Genomic DNA, 19,993 nt, shown 5'->3' on the forward strand with positions numbered 1-19,993 from the left:
TTTATCGAACTCGATTGATGATCGTCCCTATCTGATCGATCTCACAGCGGACTTCATCGCCCGTCTTTAGGAACTGCGGTGGGCTCATGCCGACCCCGACACCCGACGGCGTGCCAGTCGCCAAGATGTCGCCGGGTTCAAGGGTGACGCCGGCGGACAAATAAGCGATCTGCTGCCAGATTGAGTAAAGAAGGTCGCTGGTGCTGGCCGACTGTCGAAGTTCGCCGTTCACAAACGTGCGGACGTCAAGTGCGTGCGGGTCTGATATTTCGTCGGCCGTGACGATGCACGGCCCGATCGGGCCATACGTGTCGAAGGACTTGGCGATGGTGAATGTGGTCGAGTGGCGCTGCCAGTCTCGGGCTGACAAATCATTTGCCACCGTGTAGCCGAAAACATAGTCCAACGCTTCGTCTTCGAGGACCGCTTTTGCCGGTCGACCGATAATTACGGCCAGTTCGACTTCATAGTCGAGGCTATTGGTGACACCGGCGACGATGTCGTCGAAAGGACCGGAAAGACAAGACGTTTGCTTGTTGAACCAGACCTGGTTTGTTGGGGCCGCCAGCCCTAGCCGCTCGGCCTCTTCGATATGCTTGCGATAATTCATTCCAATCGCAAGATATTTTCCAGGACGTTCGATCGGGCAAAGCAATGCCGCCGAAGCCAACGGAAAGGCCCCGTCGCCCTTCGCCGAAACCTCGTGCGCAATCTCGAGCGCGGCTGAGCCACCCGCGATCAGCTCCAGCATGGTGCTGTATCGCGCCCCAATCGGCGCGAGCGGGACGACATAATCGCCCGATACGCTTCCCAGGGCTGGTCGGTCGCCATTGCTATATCGGACCAGTTTCACAGGCAGACCTCGGGCGCCATGCTGCGCTCACCCGACACTGTCGCTATCGCGACGGCAGGCCGATCCCAATAAGGGGTGGGGCGCAGGAAGGAGGGAGCGGGCGAGGTCACTGCTGACCGTTCCCGAACAGCATGGCCATTTCCTCGGCGAAAATCTCCGCATAACGATCGCGCTGTAGAAGGCCTGCTTGAAAGCGATCCAGTTCGGGGAACTCGGCCAGCTGACCCGCCAACACGGGCGAGCGTCTCCATGTGAGCAACACCAGCAGGAAGACATCGCACAGGCTGAAGTCGTTCAGCACGAAGGTGCGCCCCGTCATCATACGGTTTACGTCGCTCAGGATCTTGTTCAGATGTGCAAAGGCGCCTTGCCGGGCGACTTCCGTGTCACAACCGACTTTGGGCCTGACGAGCGGGCGATAGGCGTCGTGTAGCGCAGTCGAAAAATAGGAAAGGCGAGACTGTGCAGTCGCTCGATCGAACGTGCCGGCGTCCGGCAGCAAGCGCTTATCCGGAACGCGGTCAGCAATGTATATGAGAATGGCAACAAGCTCGGTGAGGAAACCTTCGGGGGCAACCAGTGCGGGCACCTTGCCGGACGGATTTACTGCGAGGTACTCATCGGTCCGGTTCTCTCCGGCCGACACGCGAACAAGCTTTATCTCATGAGGCAGGCCCGACTCCGCCAGCGCGATTCGCGCTGCAAGCGAGCAGGCCAGCGGAGAATGGTACAGTTTAAGCATTTTAGTGATTCCCCACGCTGAGATCACTCGGCGTCTTCAGGCTGAGCGGTCCGCCGTCGGGCACCGGAAGTTGCGCGGCGATCTCCTCGGGCGCGATCACGGGGCGCGCGAAAAGCTGTTCTGGATTTTCACCCGAGCGATAGCGACGAATGATATCGTCGGCGTCAATGCGCACGCCGATAGGGTTCACGCTGAAGTCACTGTGCTCGAACCACTCGTTGGTCTCTGCCGCGTCGCCATGCAGATCAATCTGCAGTTCGATCTGGTTTAGATCCGGATCTCGGTAATAGAATGACAGCGTTGGCCCGTGGTTGACCGTCCAATATGGTTCGATGCCGTCCGCCTTAAGGCGGCCATAGGTCTGGAATAAATCCTCCGCAGACCCATAGGTAAACGCAACATGCTCAACGCCGACTGCCATCGCCGGGCGTTCGACCAACCCTGGGAGCATAGCGATGGCAATGCGATGATGCTCGTCATCATAGGTGAGAAACGAGACCATATCGTTCGCGAGCGCCACCTCTGCCTGCAGAACGTTGCGATACCAAGCGATAAGTTCTTGAGGACGATTCGTGCGAAAGACGATGTGAGCCAACTTGGCTGGCCTGACCTTGTCGCCTTCCTGTGACGATTGTGGCTCCCCCTTTGACATTAACGGCTCCCATTGTTCTTGGTTGGATCCTGCTGGCTGACTACGGAGTCTCGTCTCCGATGCCACCATCTGAGCGCTCGCTTTCGACGGAGTCCTGTCCCCCGTCATTTGGCGATGGTCCCACGCCGATTGCTACCGATAGGGGAGGCGGGATGGGCGTTGACGCCTGAGCGGTTATGCGTTGCGCTCATGTGGTTGCGTTAGGGGCGGCAACAACGAAATTTTCGCCGACATCATTCGGGGCGAGGTTGATCACGACTGATTTCGTGACCGTGTAGTGGTCGAGCGTGGCCAGCGCCATTTCCCGCCCGAAACCACTTTGCTTGTAGCCGCCGCCAGGTAGGCCGGGCTTGAAATTGTAATAGCGATTGACCCAAACGACCCCGGTCTCCATCGCGCGTGAAATGCGATGCGCACGGGTCAGGTCCTGAGTCCAGAGGCCACCTGCGAGGCCATATTCGACGCCATTGACGAGCTTGAGCATCTCGTCTTCATCCTTCCAACGGATAACGGAAGTGACCGGACCAAATATCTCTTCTTGAGCAATCCGCATGTCGTTGCGCACATCGCTAAAGATCGTCGGCTCGATGAAGTAACCATCTTCCAATCCCTGGATACGGGCCGGCTTGCCGCCAAAGAATGCGCGCGCTCCCTCTTGCGCACCTAGCTCGAGATAGCCGCTAACTTTATCGAACTGCGCCTTCGATGCCATCGCCCCAAGCTGGGTCGCGGGATCTACCGGGTCGCCTTGGCGGACTGCTGCGAGCCTTCGCGCGAACGCTTCGAGAAACTTGTCCTCGACCTTTTCGTGGACGAAGACGCGCGTCCCGGCCACGCATACCTCACCCTTGTTGAAGACCGTCGTGATCACCGCCGACTGCGCTGCGGCCTCGATGTCGGCATCCTCGCAGATGATGTTCGCGGATTTACCGCCCAACTCCATCGTCTGCGGAATGATGTTCTTCGCCGCATAGCCGATAATTTTTTGCGCTGTCGGACGGGAGCCGGTGAACGCGACTTTCCGCACCTTCGGATGCGAAACGAGAGGCTCGCCGACCACGCTGCCATAGCCGGTGACGACATTGATCACCCCGGGCGGCACGATATCAGCGATATCTTCAATAAACGCCATCACCGAGAGGCAAGCGACCTCTGCCGGCTTCAGAACAATCGTGCACCCGGCCGCGAGGGCAGGGGCCAGTTTGATTGCCGCCATCATCAGAGGTGCATTCCAGGGGATGATCTGCGCGACGACACCGATTGCCTCGCGATGGACGAGCGCTGTCGCATCGGGGAAGTCGTGCGTCTGCCCATAGATATGAAATGCAGCACCGGAGAAATATTCGAACTGGCCCATTGCTCCGGGAATGTCGTGCGAATAGGCGTCGGAAATCGGCTTTCCGTTGTTCAACGTCTCCATCATCGCATAATCGAACTGCCGCTCGCGGATGCGCGCCGCGATGGCTCGGAGCATAAACTGGCGCTGAATGGCCGGCGACTGGGACCACTTTGGAAAGGCACGAGCGGCCGCTTCGACGGCGCGGTTCACATCGACGGCATTGCCCGCTTGAATATGAGCGAGCACTTCGTGCGTCGCAGGATTCTCCTGGGGGATTGTTTCTCCGCTGTCGCTTTCAACCCACTGGCCGTCGATGAAGTGCCCGTACACCTTGCCCGTACGCGTCCGCTCGGCCGCCTCCCGTGTCGTCTCCAACGTCAATTCCACGCATTCTCTCCTTCTCGGGCATCCGGGTGCCACTCATCGTCACGATCTGGACTGGTAGCCCCGCGCTTCCGAGATGCGAAAATTACAAGGTGATAGCTATTGGGCATCGAGACCTATATCATGTCAGCGTACACCCGGTCCGAGCTTTGGATGCTGACGTTCGTATCGTGGGCATCCGACCCGGCTCGCTTGGAGTAGAAGTGAAGGGCAGGATCTTCCAGTCCGACCCGACTGCCGCCAAGAAGGTGCCGCGATCGACACTACCGTGAACACATTACCTCCGGCTTAGAAGGCGCACGCGATGATGCCTAACAACGCGGGGTTCGACACCCGCCTCTGGACGAATGATCAGGCTCGATGTCGAGGCGAAAGACGAGGTAGTTCGCACCGCGGCGTGCCCTCGAACCGGAACAGCCCAGTGGTCATGAAGCGCTCGGGTCTCATCCGTCATGCGCGACAAAGCCATCGTGATCGCGCGCACCTTCGGGTGTGACGTAGCCGTCACGCAGGTCGGCGCTGATCGCATCCGCGGATCGCTTAGAAGAGGGCCATAGCCACCGCCTGAATGGACTACCAGCCGGTCGCCGGGTTGGCGGGCTGTATTAATCCCATAGCGGTCGATCAGTGCGCGCACCATCTTCGCGCTGGAGAGGCAGCCGGCGAGTTGCTTAGTGACAACGCCAATCAACTCGCGCGGAAATCGGATGTTCGCCTCGATCGTCGGGAACAGCGCTTCATCGCGTTCGCCACCGCGCAGGAACTTCAAGCAGCGATACGGCACGCTTCCTAAACTATTGCGGTCGCGGTCAGCGGTTCGGATTCAACGGCACTGCCGCCGCCGTCGAGCCAATGGACGACTATCGCCATGAAGCCAAACAACGTCTTTCTCGTCCGTAATTTTGGAATGAGCCAGGTGGCCTCTGGCTACTGGATTCGTGGGGGCGCGGGCACATTGCTTCTGCCTGCGCTGATCCACCCGCGTATCCGCGATGGCCGTATCGATGCCTTCGTCAATCTACTGCTCGGCACGATGTTCGGATGCATAGTATGCGGCGGCCTCGCCGGCTTGGGCCTCAACTTGCCAATCACACTTCTCGGTTTCGCTGGCTTCAAGTTCCTCGTGGGCGCAACGGGGACCCACCTTGATGGTGCAGCTCTACGTGCCGGCGCACATGCGCGGCCGGGCGTCTGCTGTGGTGTGTTTCATAATATACCTCATGGGATTTGGCCTTGCGCCGGCTCTTGTTCCCATCATTGCTGGCCGGCTATCTATCAGCGGCTCGGCGATCGGCATACTAGCGGTGCTTTCGGGTCTGCTGGCGATTCTGCTGGTTAATTCTACTCGGCGCGCTTTCCACAAGGCCGAGAGTGAGGATCGAAAATTTCGCGCATAGGCCGACGGTAGTGAAGCATCAGGTCGATTAGCCGGACCATGTGCCTGAGAACTATTTTACTCGCCCAGTGTAAATTTGCCGCAGCGATGACATCCGCACTGACCCGTCCAGCCCATGGCTATAATTTACAATAGCTTGTCGAGCGTGATAGGGAGGTCCCGGATTCGTTTGCCGGTGGCATTGTAAATCGCGTTAGCGACCGCCGCGCCGGTGCCAGTGATCCCGATCTCGCCAATGCCTCTGGCGCCCATCGGGGTGTGCGGATCGGGTATATCCGTCCACATCACATCGATCGGTGGCACGTCTAGATGCGCCGGAACGTGATACTCCGCGAGGCTGGGGCTCATCACCCGTCCGGTGCGCTCGTCGAAGGCGGTCTCTTCCATCAGCGCGAGGCCCAGGCCCATGATGATCCCTCCGCGGAACTGACTAGCTGCCGTCTTGGGATTGACGATGCGCCCGCAGTCGAACGATCCCAGGAAACGGGCGATGCGGGTTTCGCCCGTCACCGCGTTCACCCGTGCCTCACAGAACATCGCGGCTTGGGAATGCATCGACCAGTGCAGCATCTCAAGTGGAAGCGGCGCCTTGGCTTCGACCGTCAGCTCCGGCAACTTCGCACGGGCGAGTATCGACGCATAGCTCTCCCGGCGCTCCGCGTCGTCGAGCTTGGCAAGACCTCCATCGAGGCCCGTGACCTCATCCGGTCTGAGGCCGGCGATGGGTGAATCGTTTCCGGCGAGCCTGATCAGCTTCGCGACCAGCGTGCGGTGGGCCGCGATGATCGCGGCCCCGATCGCTGCGGTCTGCTGGGAGCCACCGGCCAGGAACACACCCGGCAGTATGGAGTCGCCATACTCGACGGTGATCTTGTCGAGAGGGAGGCCCATTCGGTCCGCTACGACCTGCGTGTGCGCCGTCGCCGTGCCCATTCCCATCTCATGCGCCGCCACCGATGCGCGGACACAGCCGTCACGGTCTATGGTCAGGCGGGCCACACCGCCCGGCATCCTGTAATATGGGTAGGTGCCGGTCGCGCAGCCCAGTCCGACCAGCCATTCGCCTTCGCGGCGCGTGCCTGGCGCCTGCCGGGTGGACCATCCGAACCGCTCGGCGCCCGCGCGGTACGCCTCGACGATGTTGCGGGACGAGAAGGGCCTGCCATCCGTGGGGTTGCGCTCGGGTTCGTTCCTGATGCGCAACTCGATCGGATCGAGCCCTATGAGCTCGGCGAGTTCGTCCACCGCGCATTCCAGTGCGAAGGTGCCGACCGCTTCGCCAGGCCCGCGCATGAAGGTGCTAGCGACCGAGTTGATCCGCGCGATTTGCACGTCCAGCTTGAATGTCTCAGCGGCATAGCTGTTACCGGTCCCGGCGATGAACGGCTCCGGCATGAAGTTGTGCGGGGTCATTAAGGCAGTGCCGGTGTGGACGATGGCGGTGAAGCAACCGCGCTCGTCGGCGCCGATCGCGACACGCTGTTCTGTCGGGCTGCGGACGCCCACAATTCGGAAGACACCTTCGCGAGAGAGCGTGATCCGGACAGGACGACGAGCCAGCTTGGCCGCCGCTGCACCGAGCACCTGATGTTGCCAGAGACCCTTCGAACCGAACCCGCCCCCGACATAAGGAGAGGTGACGTGCACCTTTTCCTGGGGAATGCCGAAGACACGGGACAGCTGCCATGCCGTGTGCGTCACCCCTTGGGTCGCGTCATGCACGACAAGTGCGTCCTCGTTCCACGCGACCGTCGTGGCGTGAGGCTCGATCGCCGCATGACTGTGCCGGGGTGTCCGGTAGAGACCATCCACCCTAAACGGGGCCGCTGCAAGTGCCGACTCGGCGTCGCCCACCTTTACGTGAAGCGGTTGGCCCAGGAAAAAGCCGGTCTCCGTGCCGGCGGCCTTCGCTACTTCGAAAGCGGTTGTCGAGGGCCAGATCTCGTAACCGATGCGGATGAGCGATCTGGCATAGTCGGCCTGTTCCTGGGTTTCCGCGAGCACAACCGCCACAGGTTGGCCGTTCCAGTGGATGACGTCGTCCTGCATGACGGGCAGATCGTCTCCGCTCAGGGCCATCTCGCTGCTCCCAAGAGCCTGCATCGGCTTCATGCGCGGCGCGTTGCGGTAGCTCATCACGAGAACGACACCGGGCGCGGCTTCAGCGTCGCCGACGTCGAGCGAAGCGATCCGTCCCCTCGCGATCGTGGAAAAGGCGATCGCCGCATAGGTCATGTTATCGAGCGCGACCTCCGCAGCGAAGCGCGCTGAGCCCTCTACCTTCAGGGGGCCGTCGATTCGAGAAATCGGGCGGCCGATTTGCCCGTGCTGTCGCCGGATCAGCGGATCGGGCGTCCCGCCCGGCATCCAGCGATCGGGTGCGTTTTCGACCGCCTTTTTCATGACCTTGAACGCGAGGCTCTTCGCAGCCTCGGCCGCATCGTTTATGATGCTCATGCGACATCTTCCGCGAGGTCGCGGAGCACCGCAGTCATGGTGCGCTCGGCGAGCTCCACCTTGAAGGCATTGTGAGCGAGGGGGGTCGCCGCCGCGAGTTCAGCGCGCGCGGCGTGGCGGAACATCTCGTCGTCTGCACGGGCGCCGCGCAGCAATTTTTCCGCGCTACGGGCGCGCCACGGCTTGTGCGCTACACCGCCAAGCGCGATGCGGACATCGGCAATGCGATCGCCCTCTAACAGAAGCGATGCGCCGACCGAGACCAGGGCGAACGCGTAGCTCGCCCGGTCCCGCACCTTGCGATAGGTGGATCGGGTGGACGGGGGCGAGGCTGGGATCTCCAGGGCGATGATAAGTTCGTCGGGCGCGAGCGCTGTCTCGATATCCGGTCGTTCTTCGGGCATGCGATAGAGGTCGACCAGCGGTAGCCTGCGCGACCCGTCGGCCCCCTCAAGACAGACGACCGCATCGAGGGCGGCGAGCGCAACACACATATCCGACGGATGGGTTGCAACACAGAAAGGGGAAGCTCCCAGAATGGCGTGCGCGCGATTGAGGCCGCCGACGGCGTCGCAACCGTCACCAGGGCTGCGCTTGTTGCAACGCGCTCCGTCCGTATCGTAAAAGTAAGCGCATCGCGTCCGCTGAAGGATATTGCCGCCGACCGTGGCCATATTCCGGATCTGACCCGAGGCGCCCGAGAGGATGGCCCGTGCCAGGACGGGATAGCGCGCGCGCACGCTGGTATGCTCCGCGACGGCCGTGTTGCGAGCCGCCGCACCGATAAGCAGGCTGCCGTCGGCACGCTCCTCTATCGTTTGCGAAAGACCTGTCACGTCCACGAGGGTGGCAGGACGCTCGATCGTCTCGCGCATCAGATCGACGAGGTTGGTGCCCCCGCCGAGATAGCGGGCGCCCTGAGTTGCCGCCAGGCGAACAGCGTCGCCGACGTCGCCGGCGCGCGCGAAGCTGAAAGGAGTCATGCGACACACTCCAGCGTGGCGGACCGCGCAACGTCGCGATCTCCGCTTGCCCCGTAGATCTCATCGATCGCGGAAATGATGCCGTTATATGCGCCGCACCGGCAGAGATTGCCGCTCATGCGCTCGGCGTATTCTTCTCGGCTTGGCACCATTGTCGTCGCGTTCAAATCCTTGGTCACATGGCTTGGCAGTCCCCGCTGCAGTTCGGCAGCCATGCCCACCGCCGAGCAGATCTGGCCCGGCGTGCAATAGCCGCACTGAAATCCTTCATGCTCGATGAATGCCGACTGGAGTGGATGCAGGCGCGAAGAGTTGGATAGACCCTCGATGGTCGTTACCTGTCGCCCTTCATATTGGATAGCTAGCGCGAGGCAGGAAACAATACGCTCGCCATCGACCAGCACGGTGCAGGCGCCACAGGCGCCTTGGTTACAGCCCTTCTTGGTTCCGCTCAGACCCAGCTGATCACGCAAAAGATCGAGCAATGACAGACGCAGATCGATGTCCGCCTCGACTATATTTTCATTGATGATGAAGCGCATGGCAATTCCGTTCAATGCGTTGGTGAACCCGAGACGGTCGTCGCCGGCGCCGGCGGGTAGTACATGCCGTTAATTTAGGCTTGTCTTTGTCAGCGCCTTCGCCGTACGCGACAGGCCGCTAAAGCGAACACAAGCTCGGGACGACGACCTTGCAACCCCAAACATTCCGGAAGCTCATGTGGTCAGCATTTAGTCCAAATTGAATTTAGACTAAATGGGCTTTAGGTTGCAAGTGGGAATCTTGGGGGAGTGCTCATGATCGTTACACCGAGGCGACCGCTTCGCTCAGATGGGGAGGCGACCCGTACGCGTCTCTTGGAAAGTGCGGGCGCACTCATTGCCGACTTGGGCTATGCTGAGACCACAGGGAAGGCGATCGCCGCCCACGCCGGGGTCGATTTGGCTTCGATCAATTATCATTTTGGCAGCCGTGATGGGCTCTACCGCGCGGTCCTAGTCGAAGCCCATCGACGTCTCGTCCGACTTGAGGCGCTGGAAGAGATCTCGACCAAGAAAATCCCGCCTGGCGAGAAACTGAGGGAGTTGCTTGAGATCATCCTGTTCAACGGCGGCGACGCGAAGAATTGGAGCATCAAGGTACTTATGAGGGAGATGATCTCGCCGTCGTCGCACTTTAACGTGCTGAAGATAGAAGGGTTAACGCCGAGCCTTGATTCCGCAGTCGTGATCATCAGTGAGATAACGGGTATACCATACGAGGAGCCTCTGCTTTTTCATTCTCTGCTTTGTTCAGTCGCGCCCTGCCTGATGTTGATTTTGTCCGGGACCGCAATAGTCGCTCAGGATAGGCCGCGACTTTCCCCTGATAAGCTACTCGACCACATGCACAGCTTCGCTCTTGCGGGCCTTAAGGCTGCAGCGGTGCAGTATCACGCCGGACGCCTTTGAACTTTTTGTTCCGTAGGACAGACGATCCATGTGCGTCGACGCGTCTCACGGGCCTATGGTGCCAGCGGCCGGAATGTCGCACTTTGTGGCAAGAACGGACTTGATCCTGGGGACCAGCGGCAAGCCGTCGAACAACGCTTGAACCCGGACCGCGCGCTCGAGCGCTTCGCTATCGCCTTGATGATAAACAGCGGCGCAGTCGAGCACGTTGAGGTTGGCGGCGGCCGAGATACAGCTGGCGAAGCATTCGCCCATGCTTCGCTTAACGTAGGCTCGTTTGACGAGAAGACACGGAGGTCCCGCGAGAGCCAGCGACCGCCCGGGCAAGGAAAGATCTCCAGACGCGTTCTTCAGCCCTGCGATCCGCTGACCGAAACGCTGCAGAAGCAACGAGACAAGCGACGGACCGTAGGTGATGCCGCTGAGCGCTGGGAAGTTGTAGAGATATAGCAGCAATGCTTCGGCGGCCGTTTTCTAAGCAAGCGTACCGATAGGAGGCGACCCCCCATCCGTGACGGGCTTGTAGTAGAAGGCCTGCCATCACGACCGTCAATTATGACGTCCGCACCTAGTTTCGAGTTGATCGCCAGCCGTTCTGCGCGCGTACCAATAAGTATGAACCGACTGGCGCCGAGCGTCGTTGCGACGGCTACTGAAATCAGGCCAATCGGGTGGGGCCGATGACGACTGCGCTTGCTCCAGCAACAAGGCCCCCGAGTTCGGTAAAACCATACATCGACGTTCGGTTCGGTGGCCAGATCGATGTGCGCCTTCAACAACAGCATTTTCTTGCTCACCATGTTGGACCCCAAGCAGCCCGGCTTCAAGCTGCTGCCCCGTCGCTGGATCGTCGAGCGCAACTTCGGCGGGATGACCCTACAGAAGCACTTGGTTCACGACTACGAACAGCGTCTCGAAGTCTCCGACGCCATGATGCACGTCGCACACGGCAACCTTATGCTGCGTAAAATCGTCTGCCCTTGGTATTCTCAAACGGACTCTAGGCGGCGAATGCCGATTTCGGATCAATGTTCGTTGAGGGTGTCGAACAGCGGAAAAAGCGTGGAGGGCTCCTCGCCGCCGCGAATTACCCAGGCATTTGCGGAGAGAAGAGGGCGAAGCATATGCGACTGCTGAGCCGGCAGAATCTCCACGCAATCGTCAGTAGAGCCTTCGCGCGTCATGGCTTTCAAAATCCTAGTTGGACCAGCTTCGGGGATCTCATCAAATGTTCGGGTAGGCCGCTCCGCGTCCAGTCCTAGCCTCGCACGGATCGCCCGCATGACAAAAAAGCGAGCACCGACGAGTGCTGCAACGGGATTGCCCGGCAGGCCGAAGAAAGTGGCCCCATCGGGATGTGTCGCGAACAGAACAGGCTTGCCTGGCCGCATGTGAACGCCGTGGAACTGCACGTCACCACCAACACGTTCGACCGCTGGCCGCAAGAGGTCGCGATCCCCGACAGATGCGCCTCCCGTTGTGACGATAAATTCGAACTGACTGCGCAGCAGCTGCTCAAATGCACTGGCAATAGCGAACTCCTCGTCGCGAATGGAGCCAAGCAGTGTGACGTCGCAGCCTGCATTGCCAAGCAGCGCCGAAATCATTGGTCCATTGGAGTCGACGATCGACGTATCAAGCGTGTTGCCGACGGACTTTAGCTCGTCACCCAGGGCCAAGATGGCCACTCTCGGGCGGCGGCACACTTGCATGGAAACCACGCCATAAGCGCATAACGCTCCGATCAGGGCCGGGCTGATGCAGCGCCCCGGTTCCAACAATTTGTCGCCTGCCCGAGCATCTTCACCTTGGCGTCTAATATTGGCGCCCGCCACGAGCGCCTCGGGTCGTTGAAGATGGTGTCGAACGATTGTTGCACGCTCCCTAACTAGGATCGCGGAAGCGTTTGCAGGTACGGCGGCGCCTGTCGCGATTGGCCTCGCCTCACCCGGCGCGAGCTGTTGCGCAGGAGCTCCGGCATATTGAGGCGCGCCGATCCACAGCATGCCTTGGTCGGCTTCCCCCAGAGTCTCTTCTCCGATCGCATAGCCGTCCATGGCAGACATATCGAAAGGCGGCCAATCGCGGGCGGCCAATACGGGCTCAGCGGTAAACCGATTAATCGCTTCTTGGACCGCGATGCGCTCGGGCGCACCCGGGCGGACCATGTCGCCAATCATCTGCATGGCCTGAGCGAAAGATCGCCGATCCCGGCTCAAGACTCTTCTCGATTGAGAGCTGAAATCCAGGTGGCAAGTTCGTCTGTATAGTAGAAGTTGACGACTCCGATGCCCCGGAAGCGAGGGAGCGCGAAAATTGAATTTGCCCATGCGCGCATTGAATTGTCGGCTTCCACGGCGAGCCACTCGTCGAGTTGATCTGCTTCGGAACTCGGCCACAGACCCATCACCGGTTGGCTTTCCATGAAGCTGGCCTCGGCCGAACGCGCAAGCTGCTCGAGTGTCCCGAGTGCAACGAAGGGAGCGTCACACGGCAGGGAGAGCACCCAGCTGACCCCACTATTGCGGGCGTGGTGAAGCGCACTGTTGAGGCCTGCCAGCGGCCCTTGTCCGCCCTGCGCACGATCTGTCAAACAGACATGAGGCTTCCACTCACAACCGCATATGACGACTGCAAGATGGATCGCCCTTAACGCGTCGATTGCGTGTGAGATCAGCGGCTTATCAAGCGCAAGCGCGACAGCTTTGTCACTACCGAACCTGCGCGACCGACCACCAGCAAGAACAGCCCCAAGCACATCCCCCGCGACTATCTGATATGGATCCGACCAAGCGGGAGAATCCGACCTCATGAGCGATCTTTCATAAGATCCTGATGAACAGGCCACGTAGGAACACTGCGCCTGGGATTGTCTGTCTCGTAATTTTGCCACGTGCGCCTACGCCTGCTATGTAATACGTTGCCGAGTGCCAATGTTGCGCTGGCGGTAGAGCCTTTCGACGGCGGCTCGACGGCGTATTCGCTCACAAGGTCACCATACGAAGGGCCGGGAGGGATTGCGGATCGGTGTTCAGGCATCGGCGGTTGATGTTCGGCGAAAAGGCCCGGTGTCCCGGTGTTCTACCAAAGCGATTGCGAGGAACGACTTTGCTTCGGTGAGAACGGCACGGCTTAAAGAAGCCAAGCCGAGAAACCACTCGGTTTGAGCATGCGCCTCGACTGCATCCGCCCAGCTCGGAATCCACCTGAGCATATGCTGTGTCAGGAAGCCTCGCTGAGCCGCGATCAGCCTTTTGACTTCTTCGCCATCGAATTGCTTCGATGCTGCAATAGTCAGCTTGGAGAGGTGGGACAAGAAACTGAATTCCAGCCCCACATGATCGGCCGGCTCGTTATATTCAGTTGCTAGCCCCAGCGAGAAGCGCTTGTACCAGTTTTTCACGCCTACCGTTTCGGTCTGAAAGACGGCCCGATCCTTGTTGCTATAGACCGAGCCCCATGGTGCGGCGAGCAGTCGTCCTGGACCGACAAACAAGTGCATGTAGTCACGACAGATGGCCTCAACCGCGCCATCGCGGTGCTCTCCGAGAAGCGAGGCCGACCCGGATCGCAGCAAGGCTAGCGCGTCCTCGACATCCCTGTTTTCCGCGTAAGGCGGCAAAGCGTCAAAAAGCTTTTCCTCTGCAATCGCGTGGAGCCATGCGACGTCGGGCTCTTGATAGAGGGCCTTTGCGAGGAAGGCCGAGACCAGCATCTGCGTCTCAAACTGAACGATCCACTCGGTGTTCTTGGCGGCTTTCATTTGCGTTCCCGATTAAGAATGGGGGTCTCTCAAAGCAGAGGGGAGGGGCTTACTTGGCGTTTGATGACCCAAGACGTCCAAATGTACAGCAGCGCAGGCACAAGTGCAGCGGTCGACGCCGCCATGATGACCCATCGCAGACCTTCCGGGCCATGCTTGGTGGATAGATTGGCAGAAAAAGCACCTATCAGGAATGGGCCCAGCCCGCCTCCGAGGAGGTTCATCACCATGAACAAGATGACAGTGACAGTCGCCCGGCACGACGCTGGAGACAGAGAATGAAGAGTGGAAACGAGTGGCCCCATGAAGAAGAAAGCGCCAAACGCGACGATACCATAGAAGAAAGTGAAGACGCGCCAGTCCTCGCTTCCGAATGCGACAAGCGCCGCGGGAATGCCAAGCGCCAGGCCCGCGGCCGGAACCAAAAGGGATCTGCCGACCCCTCTTCTTTCCATGCGATCGGCGAGAATGCCGCCGACCATCGTTCCGGCAATCCCGCCTAGCCCGAGGATCAAGCCGAGAATCAGCCCCGCATGTCCTGGCTCAAGATGCAATATTCGGATCAGATAGATCGCCGTCCAGCTTGGTAAGCCGATCGTAATGAGGCCGGAAGTCGCCGCCGCGAAAGTCAGAAGTAATAGTGGTTTCGAGATGAGCATGACCCGCAACGCCTCGTCGAAACGCGCGCGGTGCGCGAGACGGTCCATCGGGCCCATTCTACGCGGATCCCGGACGAAGATCTTGAAGGCGACAGCGACAAGGATTCCGGGCGCACCGACGATGACAAAGGTCATGCGCCATCCCACAAGCTCGACGAGATATCCGCCTACGGCCAAGCCGAGCAATATTCCGAGAGGCGCTCCCAACCCATAGATTCCAAACGCCTTCCCGCGCACGCGTTCTGGCACAGCCTCGTTCAGAAGCGTTAGCAATGCAGGGCCTGAACCGGATTCTCCGACTGCAACGAAGGCACGCGCGAAGAGAAGTTGCACGAACGTGGAAGCCAGGCCGGATAGGACGGTCATGGCAGACCAGACCGACACACAGGCTGCGACGACGAGCCGGCGATCGGTGCTGGGGCGATCCGCATAATGGGCGATTGGCAACCCGGCAATTGAGTAGAAAAGGGCAAAGCATACCGACAGCAGGCCAAGTTGCGTGTCGGTCAATCCGAGGCTTATCCTCATCGGTTCCGCCACAATATTCAAAACGGAGCGGTCGAGGATATTGAGTGTAGCCGTGCTGGTTGCAAAAAAGAGCAATACGCTGGTGGAGGTTCGCGTAGCGGGGAACCCCGTCATGTTGATGTGGGCGCGGGCTGACTCACCCATGAGCTTACGCTTCTCGACCGGCGAGGTGCCGATCGTAGGAGGCCTCGACCATCGCGTCGGTGGACGATGCTAACGGATCTGGCGGCGCCGCCGGTACCAGAACGGCCTCATCCAGATGTCTATCCGCATCTGCAAGGATCTGCGCGTCCACTTTCGCGCCCCCGCCGATCCAGCGGCCGGCCTGCACAAAATCTATAGGGCTGTTGACCGCCTCCATCGATATGACTTCCTTGTCCTTGAGGTACCACACCGTGAATCCGGGCTTGTCGGCATCACCGCGGACGATGACCTCGTCGAAGCCGTCGGACAGGCCGACGATCTGGAGTTTCAAATCATATTGGTCGGACCAGAACCAAGGAACGTGGGCGTGGCGAACCCGGCGGCCGCACATCCCGGCCGCCGCAACTCTCGCCTGCTCCAGCGCATTATCCACGGACTCGAGCTGGATGCGCCGACCGTATCGGACGCTGGGATGACGCGTGCAGTCCCCCGCCGCGAATATATTGGGATCGGACGTGCGGCAGCGGTCATCAACCACGATGCCGCCTTCGCATTCTAGACCAGCGTCGGCCGCTAGGCGGTACTCCGGGATGTTTCCGGCGGCGACCAGGACAACATCCGTGGCCACGAGTTGCCCGTCATCGAGCAAGACTGCTTCGACCCGTCCTGCGCCTTCAAAAGCCATGGCCGAGCGGTGCGGCATCAGCTTGACGCCATGATCAAGGTGATAGCGAGCGAAAAATTCCGAGGTTACCGGGGCGACGACCCTGCTCATCAGTCGTCCCGTGAGCTCGATAACGGTAACATCCATGCCGGCCATCCGGGCCGCGGCGGCCGTTTCCATACCAATGTAGCCGGCACCGATGATCACCAAACGCACACCGGGAGCAAGCGCGGCCTTCAAGCCTCTGGCATCCTCGACAGTCCTGATGACATGGATCCCTGCAAGATCGGAGCCTTGAATAGGCAGGGTTCGTGGGCGCCCGCCGGTTCCGATCAGCAGCTTGTCATATTGGAGAGGTTCGCTGCTCTCGATCGTGACAATCCTGTTGCGACGATCAATGCCGGTCACCGATGCTCCCAGGCGCAGCTCGATATTGTTGTCATCGTAGAAGTTCTGATGCCGCAATACGAGGCGCTTGACCGGCATATCGACCAACAGGCCCTTCTTGCAGAGGGGCGGACGGCTGTAAGGCAAATGCTGTTCTTCGCTGATAAGAACGATCCTGCCTTGGAAGCCCTCTTGCCTCAAGCAGTCGGCGGCGCGAGATGTCGCATAACCTCCGCCGATCAGTGCAAATGTTTCAGCCATCTATTTCACTTCTGCTGAGCGGAGAATTCCGATGGGGTGTGATCAAGAGCGACGGCCTGGTGATTGCTGGATCAGGAAGCGGCTCGACGCCAGCAACCCTGGTCGCATGCTTGTGCGCTAACTCTTCAACATCTCCGAACTCCAGCGCGCGTTGCGGACAGGCGGCGACGCAGGCCTGCTCTTCGCCGGTACCCTGCAGATCGACACAACCGTCGCACATTGTCATCACGCCGAGTTCTTCGTTGAACTGGGGGGCGTCGTATGGGCAGCACTGGCATAGCCGGCATCCCACACAGATATTCTTGTCGATCAGGACGAGTCCGTCCTCCTGCTTCTGAATAGCGGCAACCGGACAGGCTTCGAGACATACGGGATCGGCGCAATGATTGCAGGCGATGGACAAGGTATAGGCCGATATTTGCGGCACCAGAAAGCCTGGCTGAGCGCTATCCTCCTCCCAATGCCCCATCGTTTGATGGATGACTTTGCGAAAGTTTACGCCGACGGGATTGTCATATTTGTCCTTGCAGGCGACCAGGCAAACAGAACAGCCATTGCATGCCGCTGCGTCCAGGTAGAAGCCAAGTTGCGTGCTCACATGCGCTCTCCCGGCAATGGGATAATGGCCCCGCGATCCAAGTCCGGACGCAGTGGCGCGCCAGTCCATTTTTCGACCTGCGCGATGACGCTGTTGAAACCTGAATGCCCGCCGCCCGTCAGGGTCCCGCCCTTGAGGACATTCGCGCATCCGCCATGGTCGATGCCTGTTTCTTCATCCAGGTCGACGCGGGCGCCCTGGCCGAGTACACACACTCCAGGCATCACCAGCGGCGTGACCCACGTTGTGCGCAAGATCTTGCCCCACGGACTGCGAACCAGAACCGTGTCTCCATTCGCGATGCCTCGCGCCTCGGCATCGGCCGGGTTCATGATGAACTCGTGCGGGAACAATTCACGCATGACCGTCGCATTGTCGAAGAACGTGTGTGCGTTTCGCGGCATGTGTACATTGTAGATTTGAAGCGGATACTCGCCCTTGATGCGAGCTGGCCAGTCGCTGAACGTGGCTTCATAGCCTTCAAGTGGAGGATTGTAGGAGGGGATAGGCCGAATTTTGGCCCAGCCCAGATTGTTCACCACATCAGCCAGCGCCTGACAATGAATTTCGAGCTTTCCGCTTTGCGAGTGGGTCGGATGCCTTTCCGGATCGTTTCGGAAGGCTTCGAGATAGACAAAGCTGTGATTGTCGCCGGGCTCGCGCGGAATGTGGTAGATTCCCTTTTCCTGGAATTCACGGATCGGGATGCGCCCGACTTGAGGCTCTCCTTCAAAGCCGAAATGCGCCAGGTCTTCTTCGGTGATCGTGACGAGCGGCTCCAACGTCTTGCCGTCATCCTGCATGACCCGGGCATCCGCAACCTGGTTGAAGATCTCCTGACCCCAGGACCATGGCTCTACGATCGTAGGATCAACCCCGAGCCGCTTCGCTAGTTGAACACCGATCCACAGGTCGTCCTTGCACTCGAAATAGGGTTCCATGACCTTGGAATGCCATAACAGCTGCTCGCGGTAGCCGATGCAGACATTCCCTTCGCGCTCCCAGCGCGACGTGACCGGCAGAACGAGATCAGAATAGATCGCATCGGCGTTCATGAACATATTCTGGGTGACCACGAACTCGACCTTGCGATGGGCCTTGATCGCTTCGAGCGTATTGGGAATCTGGTTTACCCGAGATCCGTGCGCATGATAGATCATGCGTAGGTCGATTGGCGTCTTTGCGCCATCCACCTCGGTATACTGTTCGTTAAGAACTGCCGAGTTAATCTCGTAGATGTTGATGCAGCCTGGCGTCGGGAGCACCACTAGACCCCCGGCCATCGTGTTGCTCGCCAAAGGATTGAGCACGGGCGGAGCGCGCAGGTGTGAATTTGAATAGGACCGGGAATTTTGCCCTTGGACGAGCTGCGGCCCGCCATTGGTGCCGAAGTGATGTGCTAGGGCAAGCTGGCTGTGCGCCCGGCCGATATGGCCGGTCATCGCCGCGAGGGTGATAAACGCCTGCGGCAGGCTGTCCGCATTGTCCACGCGCGCCACGCCTCCGGACGTGCAGAGAACCGCGTCGCGCTCCTTCGCGAGCTCTCGCGCTAGCCAGCGAATGCGCTCGGGTGGAACGCCGCATATCTCCGACGCCCACTCGGCGTCCTTGGGCTGGCCGTCGTCCTTGCCCAGCAGGTAATCGACGAAGTTCTCCGACGAATCGACGCCTTCGGGCATATGATCGCGGTCGAAGCCGACCGTGCAGCGGTGCATGAAGTCCCAGTCGATCAACGGATTGGTGCTCGGATCGTCCTCGACCACCAAGGTGTGCATCATCCCGAGGAGCATGGTGTGGTCGGTGCCAGGACGAATGGGTATCCACTCGTCGGTCAGCATCTCGTACGTCGGGTTGTAGAAGGGGTCGATCGCGATGAACCGCGCGCCCCGCTTCTTGGCTTCCCAATAAGTGTAGGCTGGAAGTCCAGCCTGGCTCCAGACTGGATTGGTACCCCAGAGAAGGAATAATTTGGTCTCGACCATGTCAAAACGGTCGCTCCACTGCATCTCATACCCAGTGAAGAAAATGGCGTTCATCCAGGTCCCGAGAGAATGTCCGCCCCATTGCTCGGTAAAGCCGCCATATGCTCCCAGAAAGCGCGCCGTAATGGTACCGACGAAATTAGCGAGGATCGCCCTGTTCCCGTAGGTTTCCTTTACGCGCTTGAGTTCGCCGGCGAGAATATCGAGCGCTTCGTCCCAGGATATCCTTACCCACTCATCCTTGCCGCGCAGCTCCTTTTGCCCACCACCAGGCTCCCAGTTCTTGCGTTTCATCGGATATTTCAGACGGTCTGCTCCCAAGAGCCACAGCCTCAACGACTGTCCTCTTGCGCAGGCGCGCAGTTGCGGTCGATTCCAGCTGTCTTCGATATTGTCGTCCGTCCCCATCCTGACGACGACACCGTCTTCGACATAGGCCTTGTTATAGCCCTTGCTGCCACAGTCGGGCCAGCAATCCGCCGCAATCCATTTGCCCCGGCCGCCGCCTGGACCCAATAGCTTGTCCGATCTCGGGAGCTGTTTGAGGCCGAAGCCGACGCCGCCAGCCAGTTTGACAGCCCGGCTCCAGGCATCAAGAGAGGCTTTGAACGGCCTCGCGGCACCTTCCCTCGGCCTATCCTCTACTCGCATTGTACTGCCCTTCCTTGGGTTAATCCTTTAGCGTGACCGATGACCATTTGGCGTGAACCGCGATGTTTGTAGGTCGGGGCTGTTCGCCATGCCCTTTCA

The 19,993-nt window shown here is 59.8% G+C and carries 18 protein-coding genes; 2 read left to right on the top strand and 16 right to left on the bottom strand.

Annotated elements, in window-relative coordinates; translation table 11 throughout:
* Position 1 precedes the first annotated feature (1 nt).
* The 5 genes from J2W40_RS12590 to J2W40_RS12610 all read right to left on the bottom strand — a co-directional run bounded on the left by J2W40_RS12590 (position 2) and on the right by J2W40_RS12610 (position 4,739).
* The gene (locus J2W40_RS12590; RefSeq protein ID WP_310225264.1) at positions 2-751 is read right to left on the bottom strand and encodes a fumarylacetoacetate hydrolase family protein; all 750 of its coding nucleotides are present in this window, start codon (positions 749-751) and stop codon (positions 2-4) included.
* A gap of 208 nt (positions 752-959) precedes the next feature.
* A complete protein-coding gene (locus tag J2W40_RS12595) occupies positions 960-1,595 on the bottom strand; it encodes a glutathione S-transferase family protein (RefSeq protein WP_310225266.1) in 636 nt (211 codons plus the stop codon).
* 1 nt (position 1,596) lies between these two features.
* Positions 1,597-2,190 carry a VOC family protein gene (locus J2W40_RS12600; RefSeq protein ID WP_310225268.1) on the bottom strand — a complete coding sequence of 198 codons (594 nt, stop codon included), beginning with the start codon at positions 2,188-2,190 and terminating at the stop codon, positions 1,597-1,599.
* 244 nt (positions 2,191-2,434) lie between these two features.
* Positions 2,435-3,973 carry an aldehyde dehydrogenase family protein gene (locus J2W40_RS12605; protein ID WP_310225270.1) on the bottom strand — a complete coding sequence of 513 codons (1,539 nt, stop codon included), beginning with the start codon at positions 3,971-3,973 and terminating at the stop codon, positions 2,435-2,437.
* 274 nt (positions 3,974-4,247) lie between these two features.
* Positions 4,248-4,739, bottom strand: a complete 492-nt coding sequence (locus tag J2W40_RS12610; protein ID WP_310225274.1) for a hypothetical protein — start codon at positions 4,737-4,739, stop codon at positions 4,248-4,250.
* A gap of 379 nt (positions 4,740-5,118) precedes the next feature.
* Here J2W40_RS12610 and J2W40_RS12615 point away from each other — a divergent pair, with 379 nt between their 5' ends.
* The gene (locus tag J2W40_RS12615) at positions 5,119-5,367 is read left to right on the top strand and encodes a hypothetical protein (protein WP_310225275.1); all 249 of its coding nucleotides are present in this window, start codon (positions 5,119-5,121) and stop codon (positions 5,365-5,367) included.
* A gap of 125 nt (positions 5,368-5,492) precedes the next feature.
* Here J2W40_RS12615 and J2W40_RS12620 read toward each other — a convergent pair whose 3' ends face one another.
* Genes J2W40_RS12620 through J2W40_RS12630 form a run of 3 tightly spaced genes read right to left on the bottom strand, consistent with a single transcriptional unit; the run spans position 5,493 to position 9,348 of the window.
* Positions 5,493-7,823, bottom strand: a complete 2,331-nt coding sequence (locus J2W40_RS12620) for a xanthine dehydrogenase family protein molybdopterin-binding subunit (RefSeq protein WP_310225276.1) — start codon at positions 7,821-7,823, stop codon at positions 5,493-5,495.
* The gene (locus J2W40_RS12625; protein WP_310225277.1) at positions 7,820-8,806 is read right to left on the bottom strand and encodes an FAD binding domain-containing protein; all 987 of its coding nucleotides are present in this window, start codon (positions 8,804-8,806) and stop codon (positions 7,820-7,822) included. The genes J2W40_RS12620 and J2W40_RS12625 overlap by 4 nt, the downstream gene beginning before the upstream one ends.
* Complete coding sequence (locus tag J2W40_RS12630; protein WP_310225278.1) at positions 8,803-9,348, bottom strand: 2Fe-2S iron-sulfur cluster-binding protein; 546 nt, start codon at positions 9,346-9,348, stop codon at positions 8,803-8,805. Before J2W40_RS12630 ends, J2W40_RS12625 begins: the two co-directional genes overlap by 4 nt.
* A 255-nt stretch (positions 9,349-9,603) precedes the next feature.
* Between J2W40_RS12630 and J2W40_RS12635 the strand changes: the two genes are divergently transcribed.
* Complete coding sequence (locus J2W40_RS12635; protein ID WP_310225279.1) at positions 9,604-10,257, top strand: TetR/AcrR family transcriptional regulator; 654 nt, start codon at positions 9,604-9,606, stop codon at positions 10,255-10,257.
* A gap of 45 nt (positions 10,258-10,302) precedes the next feature.
* Here J2W40_RS12635 and J2W40_RS12640 read toward each other — a convergent pair whose 3' ends face one another.
* The 8 genes from J2W40_RS12640 to J2W40_RS12675 form a co-directional block, all read right to left on the bottom strand.
* Complete coding sequence (locus J2W40_RS12640) at positions 10,303-10,713, bottom strand: beta/alpha barrel domain-containing protein (protein WP_310225280.1); 411 nt, start codon at positions 10,711-10,713, stop codon at positions 10,303-10,305.
* 569 nt (positions 10,714-11,282) lie between these two features.
* Positions 11,283-12,587 (bottom strand): molybdopterin molybdotransferase MoeA, encoded by a 1,305-nt coding sequence (locus tag J2W40_RS12645; RefSeq protein ID WP_409050369.1) that lies wholly within the window; start codon positions 12,585-12,587, stop codon positions 11,283-11,285.
* Positions 12,473-13,069, bottom strand: a complete 597-nt coding sequence (mobA, locus tag J2W40_RS20595) for a molybdenum cofactor guanylyltransferase (RefSeq protein WP_409050370.1) — start codon at positions 13,067-13,069, stop codon at positions 12,473-12,475. Before mobA ends, J2W40_RS12645 begins: the two co-directional genes overlap by 115 nt.
* Positions 13,070-13,288: 219 nt before the next feature.
* On the bottom strand, positions 13,289-14,020 hold the full coding sequence (locus J2W40_RS12655; protein ID WP_310225286.1) for a TorD/DmsD family molecular chaperone: 732 nt from the start codon (positions 14,018-14,020) through the stop codon (positions 13,289-13,291).
* A gap of 29 nt (positions 14,021-14,049) precedes the next feature.
* Entirely contained in the window at positions 14,050-15,351 is a 1,302-nt protein-coding gene (locus tag J2W40_RS12660) for an MFS transporter (RefSeq protein ID WP_310225288.1), read from the bottom strand.
* A 4-nt stretch (positions 15,352-15,355) separates the two neighbouring features.
* Positions 15,356-16,663: an NAD(P)/FAD-dependent oxidoreductase gene (locus J2W40_RS12665; RefSeq protein WP_310225290.1), complete on the bottom strand. Its 1,308-nt coding sequence runs from the start codon at positions 16,661-16,663 to the stop codon at positions 15,356-15,358.
* A complete protein-coding gene (locus J2W40_RS12670; RefSeq protein WP_310225292.1) occupies positions 16,656-17,261 on the bottom strand; it encodes a 4Fe-4S dicluster domain-containing protein in 606 nt (201 codons plus the stop codon). The genes J2W40_RS12665 and J2W40_RS12670 overlap by 8 nt, the downstream gene beginning before the upstream one ends.
* Positions 17,258-19,894, bottom strand: a complete 2,637-nt coding sequence (locus J2W40_RS12675; RefSeq protein WP_310225295.1) for a molybdopterin-dependent oxidoreductase — start codon at positions 19,892-19,894, stop codon at positions 17,258-17,260. Before J2W40_RS12675 ends, J2W40_RS12670 begins: the two co-directional genes overlap by 4 nt.
* Positions 19,895-19,993 lie beyond the last annotated feature (99 nt).

Origin of the sequence: Sphingobium xenophagum, from assembly GCF_031457465.1 — a bacterium.
Lineage (GTDB): Bacteria > Pseudomonadota > Alphaproteobacteria > Sphingomonadales > Sphingomonadaceae > Sphingobium > Sphingobium xenophagum_A.

What these genes read in the sequence shown, in the direction of transcription:
- J2W40_RS12615 (WP_310225275.1), top strand. Translation starts at nt 5,119, where the DNA reads ATGGTGCAGCTCTACGTGCCGGCGCACATGCGCGGCCGGGCGTCTGCT.
- J2W40_RS12675 (WP_310225295.1), bottom strand. Translation starts at nt 19,894, where the DNA reads ATGCGAGTAGAGGATAGGCCGAGGGAAGGTGCCGCGAGGCCGTTCAAA.
- J2W40_RS12655 (WP_310225286.1), bottom strand. Translation starts at nt 14,020, where the DNA reads ATGAAAGCCGCCAAGAACACCGAGTGGATCGTTCAGTTTGAGACGCAG.
- J2W40_RS12660 (WP_310225288.1), bottom strand. Translation starts at nt 15,351, where the DNA reads ATGGGTGAGTCAGCCCGCGCCCACATCAACATGACGGGGTTCCCCGCT.
- J2W40_RS12590 (WP_310225264.1), bottom strand. Translation starts at nt 751, where the DNA reads ATGCTGGAGCTGATCGCGGGTGGCTCAGCCGCGCTCGAGATTGCGCAC.
- J2W40_RS12635 (WP_310225279.1), top strand. Translation starts at nt 9,604, where the DNA reads ATGATCGTTACACCGAGGCGACCGCTTCGCTCAGATGGGGAGGCGACC.
- J2W40_RS12620 (WP_310225276.1), bottom strand. Translation starts at nt 7,823, where the DNA reads ATGAGCATCATAAACGATGCGGCCGAGGCTGCGAAGAGCCTCGCGTTC.
- mobA (WP_409050370.1), bottom strand. Translation starts at nt 13,069, where the DNA reads ATGAGGTCGGATTCTCCCGCTTGGTCGGATCCATATCAGATAGTCGCG.
- J2W40_RS12665 (WP_310225290.1), bottom strand. Translation starts at nt 16,663, where the DNA reads ATGGCTGAAACATTTGCACTGATCGGCGGAGGTTATGCGACATCTCGC.
- J2W40_RS12630 (WP_310225278.1), bottom strand. Translation starts at nt 9,348, where the DNA reads ATGCGCTTCATCATCAATGAAAATATAGTCGAGGCGGACATCGATCTG.
- J2W40_RS12595 (WP_310225266.1), bottom strand. Translation starts at nt 1,595, where the DNA reads ATGCTTAAACTGTACCATTCTCCGCTGGCCTGCTCGCTTGCAGCGCGA.
- J2W40_RS12625 (WP_310225277.1), bottom strand. Translation starts at nt 8,806, where the DNA reads ATGACTCCTTTCAGCTTCGCGCGCGCCGGCGACGTCGGCGACGCTGTT.
- J2W40_RS12645 (WP_409050369.1), bottom strand. Translation starts at nt 12,587, where the DNA reads ATGGGCAAATTCAATTTTCGCGCTCCCTCGCTTCCGGGGCATCGGAGT.